This window comes from Lishizhenia sp., from assembly GCF_033720595.1.
Taxonomy (GTDB): Bacteria; Bacteroidota; Bacteroidia; order Flavobacteriales_D; family Crocinitomicaceae; genus Lishizhenia.
On sequence record NZ_JAWWCF010000106.1, the window covers coordinates 1 to 10,489 of the forward strand.

Genomic DNA, 10,489 nt, shown 5'->3' on the forward strand with positions numbered 1-10,489 from the left:
GTTTAAAACTCCCCCATAGGCAAATGCTTAAAAGAAAATCCTTTTTCATTGTAGACCGTTTTGAAAAGGTGAGGATAGTAGTTGTACATCTCTTGGTTCATCAATAATAAAGGTACATCGGCAAACGTTCCATGGAACTTAGTGTACTCCATAAATTGTTCCTCTCCAATAAAAGCTTGCAGTAAAGCATCCTTTTCACCGTCAAAATCCAAAGGTTCAACTTTGGCTATTCTACATACTCTTGTATCAAAGGTGGGACTACATTTTACCCATTTCCCTTCTATGTAAAGTTCAACAAATCCGTGGAAAGCAATCTCCTCATGTCTTAAATAATGCATGAGTTTTTCAACCCCAATGTGATTGATCACATTTGCGTAACCAAGTTTAGTAGGTATTCCAAGTGCACGGGCACCCGCAGCCATAACAATACATTTTTCAACACACCAAGCTCTTTTTTTTGTTAAAATTTGACTTGCCTTTAGCGCCTCAGGGGTAAGGTCTAGGTGGTAGGGGTCGTACAAAAAAGCATCTCTAACCTTATAATACAACTGTACCGCTTTTTCTTTATCGCTTGATAATGAACGTAGGGGAGCTATAAAATTTTGAAGCGCTTCATTTTCAAAATCTAAAAAAGGAGTGGATGCTAAATATTCCTGCATAAATTAAACTTGGTTGCTACAAATATAGAAGACTTCTGCTTTTGATTCTGCTTCTAAAAAGTAAGATACATATCCTAGATTACCTTTTCTTTTTTAATACATTTAGCTTTCACTTCAATTGAGAACACCTTTTAATTTTGAGCATATAGATGGCCCTAAAAATAGACACACAAAAACTCAATACCGTATCGCCTAAGGATACGCTTACTTTCTTAAGTAAAATACGCCTCGGCATTTTCGGAAAGCAAAAACCAGATCTATTTACACGTATCATTTTTTTTATTAATGTATTGGGGTTTTTCGTGTTTTTTTGTTGGGCTGCTATTAGTTATGTAGCCATTGCCTTAAATGATTTGATTCAAAAAAGTAAACAAATCAGTGTAGAAGATATTGTAATTAAAAGGGGAGAAGAGTTAGGATTTGATAAAGGGGAAATCTTTTTAGAAAATTTCAAACAATTTCAGTTTTTAGATATTTTTATCTGGGTTGGATTATTCTGTGGTTTAGTATTCCTGTATCGTAAGAAAGCTATCTATGCTTTATTCTATTTTGGAGCATTAATACTTCATTTTTTATTGATGTTCTATTTGTTAGGAATGGATTACATTCTTAATGATATTTCCATGTTCGATAAAGTAGCTTACGCAGTAATGTTATTCCCCACTTTACTTTATTTCTTCTTATTGAAAAAAGAAAAAACAGACGAAATTAAATATGATGAATAGCTTGAAACAATTCCCCTTGTTTGGTTTGGGGACGTATAAATTATTGGGTGATGAATGTACCAAAGCCGTTGAGTTTGCTTTGGAAAATGAAATTACATTAATTGACACAGCGTCTTTTTATGGGAATGAAGAGGAGATAGGAAATGCGCTTAAAAACTCTACTGTGGATAGGGATAACTATAACGTAGTTACCAAAATATGGACAGATGAAATGCGCGAAGGGAATGTAGAAAAAGCTTTGATGCGCAGTTTAAAAAAGCTCCAGACAGAATTCTTAGATGCATACTTAATTCATTGGCCTGTGGTTAACAAATGGGAAAAGTCCTTTGAACAGATGTTGCGTTTTCAGGAGGAGGGTGTCATCAGAAAAGTAGGGGTGTGCAATTTTAATATTGAACATCTAGAAAAAGTAAAACAAGAGTTTGATGTTTATCCTTTCTTAAACCAAGTAGAAATGCATATGCAGTTTCAGCAAGACGAAATGCAAGTATATTGCAAAGAGCATGGAATACTGGCCCAAGCTTGGCGTCCGTTAATGAATGGAACAATTGGTGAGGTTGAGGTGTTAAAAGAAATAGGAAGAAAATATGAAAAAAGTCCTTACCAAGTAATTTTGAGATTTTTTACTCAAAAAGGAGTAGGGGTGATACCAAAATCGAGCAAACAGGAAAGAATTTTAGAAAATTCGTCAATATTTGATTTTAATCTAACTGATGATGAGGTGATTGCAGTCTCCGCTCTAAATAAGGATTTACGCACAGGACCAGATCCTTTGACCTTCGATTTTTAACATTTGTTAATAGAACAATTTACCCGTGAAGTTGTTACCTTGGTAAATAAATTGTATTTTTGTAAGGAAATTTAGATTTAGTCGTCTAAGTAACGATAAGAATTAAAAGAAGTAGCGATGACAACAGAATTAACAAAATTATGGCATATAGATTCAATCAACTTGTTTGAGGGAATTTCGTTTGAGGATAAAAAGAAAATTGAGCAGCTTACTTCGACTAGGAAATTGAATAAAGGAGAATATGTTTTCTTCCCAGATGATTCATCAGGAGATATTTATTTTTTAGCCAGTGGTAGGATTAAGCTTGGAAAGCACTCTTCAAATGGTAAAGAAAATATCAAAGCAATTATCTATGAAGGAGAAATGTTTGGAGAATTGAGTTTACTAGAGAAAAATCCTTCTTCTAAAAGAGAAGACTTTGCCATGGCAATGGACGAAGATTCTATCGTTTGTACTATCTCTCAAGACAACATGCAAATGTTATTGAAAGAGCACCCTGTTTTAAATGAAAAAGTAATGAAACAAGTTACCAAACGTTTGAAACGTACAGAGAAAAGAATGGAATCTTTAATGTTCAAAGATGCCAGAACCAGATTAGTCGATTTCATTAAAGAGTTAGCAGCAGATTTAGGAAAACCTGTTGGACACGAAATCTTGGTAAAACATAAATTAACGCATCAGGAGATTGCGAGCATTACAGCAATATCAAGACAGAAGGTAACTACCTTATTAAATGAATTGAAAAACGAGGATAAAATTCACTTAGAAAGAAAATCACTTCTAATTAGAGATCTTTCTGATTTGAAATAAGAAATATATTCTCAACAACTTATTACCTTTGCATCCATGATGCAAAGGTTTTTTTTTGAAATTTCCTACAACGGTACACCTTATTATGGATGGCAAGTTCAGCCCAAACAAATCAGTGTACAGGAAACTCTTGAGCAAGCGCTCTCAAAATTAAATAGCAAAAGGCATGTGAAAGTTGTGGGCTGTGGAAGAACAGACACCGGGGTACATGCGCATCATTATATTTTTCATGCCGATTTACCCCAGCATTTTAAAGACATGGAACAGCTTAAATATAAGCTCAATAAAATGCTACCACCTTCTATCGCCATACATACTATTTTTCCTGTAAAGGAAGAAGCGCATGCGCGTTTTGGAGCAACCAACAGAACCTATAGATACTTTATTCGTCAAGAAAAAAATCCTTTTGAAGTTCATACCTCAACCTACTTCCCCAAAGAATTAGATATAGAAGCCATGAACAAAGCTGCCGTGCATTTGTTAGGCAGAAAAGATTTTACTTCTTTGTCTAAATTACACACCGATGTAAAAACAAACATTTGCGACGTTCGTAAAGCCCATTGGTTTAGAGAAGAAAATGGAATGTTGGTATTCGAAATTAGTGCAGATAGATTCTTACGAAATATGGTAAGGGCAACTGTTGGGACTCTTCTGGATGTCGGTTTGGGGAAGATTACTCCTGAAGATATTCCCTTGATTTTGAATGCGAAAGATAGGGGGGAGGCGAAAATATCAGCTCCTGCAGATGGACTATATTTGTGGAAGATAGAATATGATTGGGAGCAAATAAAATTGTAAATCAATCGATTTATAATTGATTGTATCCTTTCATCACTTCCTGTTATTCCATTCAGGGAAATAAGAAGTAGCTTTATAAAAAAAACAAGAGATGATAAAAAGCAAGGCTTTATTTTTACTTGTATGCATCGGTTGGTTATCAAGTTTTTCTATAGCTCAAAATGTTACAGTTTCTGGTAGTATTACTGATGCCACCAATGGGGAAGATATTTTTGGTGCAAGCGTAATTGTAAAAGAGCTTGAAAATACTGGAGCAACAACAAATGTTTACGGATTTTATTCGTTGAGTTTACCAAAGGGGAGCTATACTCTTATTTATAGAGCCCAAGGGTATGACCCTATTGCCAAAGCTGTTGACCTTGATTCTAACCTTACCTTAAATATTCAATTGAATGTTCCTTCAGATGTTCAAGATTTAGAGGAGGTTGAGATTCAAGCCAAAAGAGATAATGATAATGTTACGGGGGCGCAAATGAATGTTACCACCTTAGATCCGAAAGATATAGAAACATTACCGGTTCTTTTTGGAGAAAAAGATGTTATGAAAACCCTTCAATTAACTCCTGGTGTAAAAGGTGCTGGAGAAGGAAATGCAGGGTTTTATGTAAGAGGTGGAGGTACAGATCAAAACCTGATTTTACTCGATGAGTCTACCGTATATAATGCCTCTCACTTACTAGGTTTTTTCTCTGTGTTTAACTCAGATGCCATTAAAGATGTCTCATTGTACAAAGCCGGAATACCCGCAAAATATGGAGGTAGAGCCTCTTCTGTGATGGATGTGGTAATGCGAGATGGTAATAACAAAAAGTTTCAAGCTAGTGGTGGACTGGGGTTAATTTCATCTCGACTAACCCTAGAAGCTCCCATCGTAAAAGAGAAAGGTTCATTCATTGTTTCGGGAAGAAGAAGTTATTTGGATTTATTTCTAAAACTATCCAATGACCCTCAAATCAATTCAACTTCTTTATTCTTCTATGATTTAAATGCCAAAGCAAATTATAAAATCAACGATAAAAATAGAGTATTCATTTCCGGTTATTTTGGAAAGGATGTGTTTGCTTTCTCTGATGAATTTGGTTTTGATTGGGGAAATACAACAGGAACAGTAAGGTGGAATCACATCGTTAATGATAAGTTATTCTCGAATACCTCTTTAGTTTTTTCAAATTTCAATTATCAGTTTACTATTGGTCAAGGAGATGAGAGTTTTGGTGTAGTTTCATCTATCCAGGATTACAATTTGAAACAAGACTTTTCTTATTTTATCAATAAAAACAATACAATGATGTTTGGTTTAAACGCTATGCATCACACTTTCAGTCCGGGTCGTTTAGAAGCTTCTACGGATGATTTTGGGTTCAATGAAATTGAGCTTGACCCACGAAAAGCTTTAGAGTTTGGGTTGTATGTACAAAATGAACAGAAAATAGGGAATCGCTGGTCTTTAATGTATGGTTTACGTTATTCGGGCTTTAACCTAATTGGTTCAGGAACTGCTTATGAATTTGATGAAATAGGAGACTTGGTGCAGCAAACTGAATATAATAATGGTGAATCGATGGCTTACCACCAAGGTTTAGAACCACGTTTTTCTGCAAGTTTTATTCTAACGGAAGTAAATTCTATCAAACTAGGGTTTAATAGAAACTATCAATACATCCATCAGTTGAGTAATGCAACTACAAGTGCGCCGACAGATGTGTATGTACCCTCTTCAAACAATGTGAAACCTCAAATTGCAGACCAGATTGCTGTAGGTTATTACCACAACTTTAGAAAAAACATGTTCCAAACTTCTGTTGAGACGTATTACAAAGCCATGCAAAATCAAATTGATTACAGACCAGGGGCAAGTTTAATTTTTAATGAATTGGTAGAAGGTGAATTAGTTTACGGAGATGGTCAGGCCTATGGAGTTGAATTTCAATTGAAAAAAGTAAAAGGGAAATTCACTGGATGGTTGAGTTATACTCTTTCTCGTTCTTTGAGACAGTTTGACGACATTAATAATGGAGAGAAATTCTCTGCTCGTCAAGACAGAATTCACGACATTTCTGTAGTGATGATGTATAAGGTGAATGATAAATTGGCGTTAAGTGGAAGCTTTGTATACTATACAGGAGATGCGGTTACATTTCCGTATGCCAAATACGAAATTGAAGGATATACAGTGGGGTATTATGAAGAAAGAAATTCCTACCGTATGCCGAATTATCACCGTTTAGATTTAGGGCTAACTTGGTACTTTAAGGAAAGACCAAAGTTTGATCACAACCTTAATTTCTCGGTGTACAATGTATATAACAGAGAGAACGCTTATGCCATTACTTTTAGAGAGAATGAAGATACAGGTGCTACAGAAGCAGTTCAAACAACTTTGTTTAAAATAGTTCCAGCAATTACTTACAATTTTAAATTTAAATAGATGAAAAGATTAATAGCCTTAGGAAGTTTAGTGTTGGTCTTTGCTTCTTGTCAGAAAGTTATAGATGTAAATTTAAATGAGGCAGCCCCACAGGTTGTTATTGAGAGTAATTACTATGCGTCTGGTGACAGTGTAGTGGCTAAATTGAGTTATACTTCTAATTACTTTTCAAACGAAGATTCTGAGAAAATTGCCAATGCAAGTGTTACAATTACAGACCCACAAGGAGTGCCTACAGTTTTGAATAATGCAGGAAATGGAAGGTATGATTTATTCAATTATACTCCGCAATACAATGGAGACTACAATTTAGAGGTTCAACTCGATGGAGTTACTTATTCGGCAAATTCATTTTTAAATGATGTTACACCTTTAGACTCTTTACCCTATCAGTTTATTCCTCAAAGTATTTTTGGAGATTCAGGTTATGTATTGAGCATGTCTTTAACAGATCCAATTGATGAAGCAAATTATTGGAGAGCCATTAGAGTTTCTAGTGATACTGTAAATGATAATGAGGATGAAATCTTTTTGTTTGATGATGAATTTGTAAATGGAAATGTCTTCCAAATACCATTCTTTGCCGACCGATATGCGGTAGGAGATACTATCTTTGTAGAGTTGCGTAGTTTGGATAGAGTTACCTACGATTATTACACAGAATTAATTAGTGTTTTAGGTGGTAATTCAGCAGCTCCAACTAATCCGACAACAAATTGGAACAACAATGCTCTGGGTTATTTTGCCGCATGGGGAAGAGATACTTTGAGCGTAGTAATTGAAGAATAGAAATGGATCAGTTTAAGGATTTTCCTGAAAATAGTAGAGTTTGGTTGTATCAAACCAATAGAGCATTAAGTGCTACAGAGGTAAATTATGTTGATGAAAAATTGAAAGCATTTACCAAAGAGTGGGCTGCACATGGAAAACAGTTGTGGGCCACTGCAGCCATAGTTAATCCTTATTTCGTAGCAGTTGTTGTGGATGAAAGTATCACGCCTCCTAGTGGATGTTCTATCGATGCATCTGTGAAATTTTTAAAAGAATTAGGTGCTGAGTTGGAAGTGGATTTTTTCACACGTATGCAAATCACCGTGGAGGAAGAAGGTAAAATACGCCAAATTCCTTTCCAGGAATTATCAACACAAAACAATGCCAAGGAGTTATTAATATATGACGCTTTGGTTGATAACCTTAAACAATTACGCGGGCAATGGCCACTTCCTGTAAAAGAAAGTAGTCTAAAACAACTGGTGGAAAACTAGTAGTATTTTAATTTAGATTTATTCTTAATAAATTAGTGAAGTGTTTATATTTGCAGCATGAATGTTTTAATCGCAGATAACAATGATTTGATTCGTGTAGGCTTACAAACTGTCCTGGCTTCAACCGTTGGAATCCAAGTTGTGGCAGAGGCTTCGTCGAATGAGGAATTGTTAGAGCGTGTAAAGGCATTTGACATTGATGTAATTCTTATTGATTACACATCTCCAAAATTTTCTATAGATATTATCCCTCAGCTTTTGGGAGAAAAAAAGAACTTGAGATTTGTTGCAATAACACCCGATCAAAGTGCGCAAACGGTTGTACATGCTTTGCGTTCGGGAGTAATGTCGCACATCAAAAAAGATTGTGATATCACAGAAATTATCAACTCTGTACAAGAAACAGGAATAGGGAATCAATTCTTTTGTGGACAGATTCTTGAAACGATTCAAAAGGCAAATATCGATGTTGAGGATATTAACCTAGAAAACTTTTCATGTGAGCCTGTTATTTTATCAGAAAGGGAATTAGAAATTATCGTGAAAATAGCAGAAGGTTTCACCAATGCTCAGATTGCAGAAATGCTTCATTTAAGTACGCATACAATCAATACACATCGCAAGAATATTATGGCCAAATTGGGGGTGAAAAATACGGCGGGTATCGTTATGTACGCTGTGAAATCTGATTTGGTGAGTCCGAATAAATTCTTGTTTGCCTCGGATAGTTAATCACCACAAATCACTTAAATCAAGGTCCTTAATATATTCACTGAGTATTTGTTTATTGCTTTGAACTTCTATCCATTGGACATGGTTTAAACTGATGATTTGCCAAAGTTCAACGTAATATCCATTGTATATAAAAAGATATACTCTATGACTAGGTGTTGACCTTACGCCAACATAATCGCCGGCATTTTTCAGGAGTTCCAATCGCTCCTCAAGTCTTAATTTTCTGAATTCTCTTTCGCTGTACATACACCTAACAACAATTTATAAATAAATTTTTGAACCCTTTTGATGCAGAGTTGTACTTTTAGGTGTGATGAGGAAGATAATTTACATATTGTCCATTTTTAACGTCTACTTTTTCAGCTTTTCACAGCAGAATGAGTTGGAGTATAAAAATAAGAATACGATATCTAATCAGGTAGAGAAAAAGGAAGTTGAACCGGTTCAAGATGAAACGACTGAATTTTTCGATAACAATCGTTTAAACCAAGCGTTTGAAAGTGCTAAAAGTGAATTTAGCCTCCAATATAAATTGTTGCAAACGCAAACTTCAAAAAAGAGTTTTGATCAAAAAGAACGCGAAGTTTTAGATAAACAGTTAGCGGTGATGGCGCTGACGGGTAAGTCTACATTTGAGTATAACTTTTACAGTTATTTGGCGGGTAATTACGATACTGACAAATTCGATTATTTGGAAAAAGCAGCTTTTTTATCTCCAGGTAATTCAGAGGTGTGGGAAGAGATGCTCGGGTATTATTACATCATGAATAATGAGCTGAAAGCTCAAACCTACTTAAAGTTGTTGAAACAGAAGGAAGTTTATGACAGGAGTTTAATTGACTATGCCAAAGATGTTTTAAAGTCTGTAGAAAATGGTGTGTTACTTACGCATGGAGAAAGAGATACTTATCCATTACTAATCGCTAACGAAGAATTAGGGCTAGATGTTGAAATCATAAATATTGATTTTTTAACGAGTGATACATATAGACAAAGTTTGAGAGAGAAAGATTATGTACTACCAGAAGGGCAATTCATCAATACTGTTTACGTGAACATGTTTTTAAACTTAAATAGTGATAAAAAGATACACGTAGCCATGACCTTACCGAAAGATTATCTATCATCACTCAATGAAAAGCTAGCCACTAAGGGGTTGACATACAGGTTTAACGAAGAGGTGAGTTACAAAGTCAATCAAAAAATATGGAATTCTCTTGATAAGGTCATCTTAAAGAAGGAGAGTAGATTGGCGCAAAGCTTGAGTGCTAATTATATTCCTTTATTAAAATTTCTATATGAGGCTGAAAAGAATGAAGAGCTGAAGAAGAATTATAAGGAACAAGTTAAGGTAATACTTAAAGGAATAAATAGAGAAGATCAATTGAATACGTTGCTGGATTCTGAAAAATGAGATTGTTTAAAAGAGATTTTAGTGCATTGAGTGATGAGGAGCTCGTTGTATGGATGTCCAAAGGGAAAAAGGTTGCCTTTGATCATTTATACGAACGATATGCTGCTGCTATGCATTACTTTTTTCAACAAAAACTTAAAAAAGACAAAGAGAAAGCAGAAGATTTTGTACACGATTTATTTGCCAAATTAATCCAGAAACCAGAATCCTTTGATCCGGAAAGAGTCTTTAAAACATGGTTGTATTCAGTGGCCAATAACATGGTGAAAAATGAATACAAAAAGATGCAGGTTCGTTCCAATACTCAAAATGGATTAGAAGACGACTATGGAATTCTCGATGAGAGTAGAGGTAGTCTGGAAATTTTACATTGGCAAAATTTTGAAGAAAAATTAGAGGGTGTTATCGAAGATCTGGATGTGAAACACAGCGAGGTTTTCCAATTGAGGCATTTGCAAGAGATGAGCATTAAGGAAATTGCAGAAGTACTTTTGATAAATGAAGGAACGGTTAAATCTAGATTGTTTCATGCCCACAAAAAGGTAGCAGAGAGGATGAAGGAATTTGATCCTAAAAATAGGAGGTAAAGAATGAAAGAAGAATTAGATCATATCATCAAGCATAAAAATTACCGCGACTTAAGTGGTGATGAGTTGCGTTTGTTAGAGAAAGAAGGAATATCTAAGGATGATTTTATCTCGCTTAAATTGTTCTTTCAGCAAATGGAGATAGATAAATCAGAACGTCTTGAGAAATTGGAATCGGTTAAGGCAAAGTTGGATGATTTGTTTGAAAAGAAACACGGAAAAGGAGGATTAACGCTTTGGAAGAACAATAAAGCTTTCTACGCTCAGCCTATTTTACA

At 35.0% G+C, this 10,489-nt stretch carries 12 protein-coding genes; 11 read left to right on the top strand and 1 reads right to left on the bottom strand.

What is annotated here, in order from left to right; translation table 11 throughout:
- Positions 1-2: 2 nt before the first annotated feature.
- The gene (locus tag R3333_RS08770) at positions 3-659 is read right to left on the bottom strand and encodes a transglutaminase family protein (RefSeq protein WP_318958414.1); all 657 of its coding nucleotides are present in this window, start codon (positions 657-659) and stop codon (positions 3-5) included.
- 149 nt (positions 660-808) lie between these two features.
- Between R3333_RS08770 and R3333_RS08775 the strand changes: the two genes are divergently transcribed.
- From R3333_RS08775 to R3333_RS08825, 11 genes are all read left to right on the top strand, one after another.
- Complete coding sequence (locus tag R3333_RS08775) at positions 809-1,384, top strand: hypothetical protein (RefSeq protein WP_318958415.1); 576 nt, start codon at positions 809-811, stop codon at positions 1,382-1,384.
- A complete protein-coding gene (locus R3333_RS08780) occupies positions 1,374-2,174 on the top strand; it encodes an aldo/keto reductase (protein WP_318958416.1) in 801 nt (266 codons plus the stop codon). The genes R3333_RS08775 and R3333_RS08780 overlap by 11 nt, the downstream gene beginning before the upstream one ends.
- 117 nt (positions 2,175-2,291) lie before the next feature.
- On the top strand, positions 2,292-2,984 hold the full coding sequence (locus tag R3333_RS08785; protein ID WP_090247440.1) for a Crp/Fnr family transcriptional regulator: 693 nt from the start codon (positions 2,292-2,294) through the stop codon (positions 2,982-2,984).
- A 36-nt stretch (positions 2,985-3,020) separates the two neighbouring features.
- Positions 3,021-3,782: a tRNA pseudouridine(38-40) synthase TruA gene (truA, locus tag R3333_RS08790; RefSeq protein WP_318958417.1), complete on the top strand. Its 762-nt coding sequence runs from the start codon at positions 3,021-3,023 to the stop codon at positions 3,780-3,782.
- A gap of 91 nt (positions 3,783-3,873) precedes the next feature.
- On the top strand, positions 3,874-6,210 hold the full coding sequence (locus R3333_RS08795) for a TonB-dependent receptor (RefSeq protein WP_318958418.1): 2,337 nt from the start codon (positions 3,874-3,876) through the stop codon (positions 6,208-6,210).
- The gene (locus tag R3333_RS08800) at positions 6,211-6,999 is read left to right on the top strand and encodes a DUF4249 family protein (RefSeq protein ID WP_318958419.1); all 789 of its coding nucleotides are present in this window, start codon (positions 6,211-6,213) and stop codon (positions 6,997-6,999) included.
- Between the two features lie 2 nt (positions 7,000-7,001).
- Positions 7,002-7,475 carry a hypothetical protein gene (locus R3333_RS08805; protein WP_318958420.1) on the top strand — a complete coding sequence of 158 codons (474 nt, stop codon included), beginning with the start codon at positions 7,002-7,004 and terminating at the stop codon, positions 7,473-7,475.
- Between the two features lie 57 nt (positions 7,476-7,532).
- Entirely contained in the window at positions 7,533-8,207 is a 675-nt protein-coding gene (locus tag R3333_RS08810) for a response regulator transcription factor (RefSeq protein ID WP_318958421.1), read from the top strand.
- 316 nt (positions 8,208-8,523) lie between these two features.
- A complete protein-coding gene (locus R3333_RS08815) occupies positions 8,524-9,624 on the top strand; it encodes a hypothetical protein (RefSeq protein WP_318958422.1) in 1,101 nt (366 codons plus the stop codon).
- A complete protein-coding gene (locus R3333_RS08820) occupies positions 9,621-10,211 on the top strand; it encodes a sigma-70 family RNA polymerase sigma factor (protein WP_318958423.1) in 591 nt (196 codons plus the stop codon). Before R3333_RS08815 ends, R3333_RS08820 begins: the two co-directional genes overlap by 4 nt.
- A gap of 3 nt (positions 10,212-10,214) precedes the next feature.
- Positions 10,215-10,489: hypothetical protein (locus R3333_RS08825; RefSeq protein ID WP_318958424.1), on the top strand; the 275-nt coding region annotated here is incomplete at its 3' end.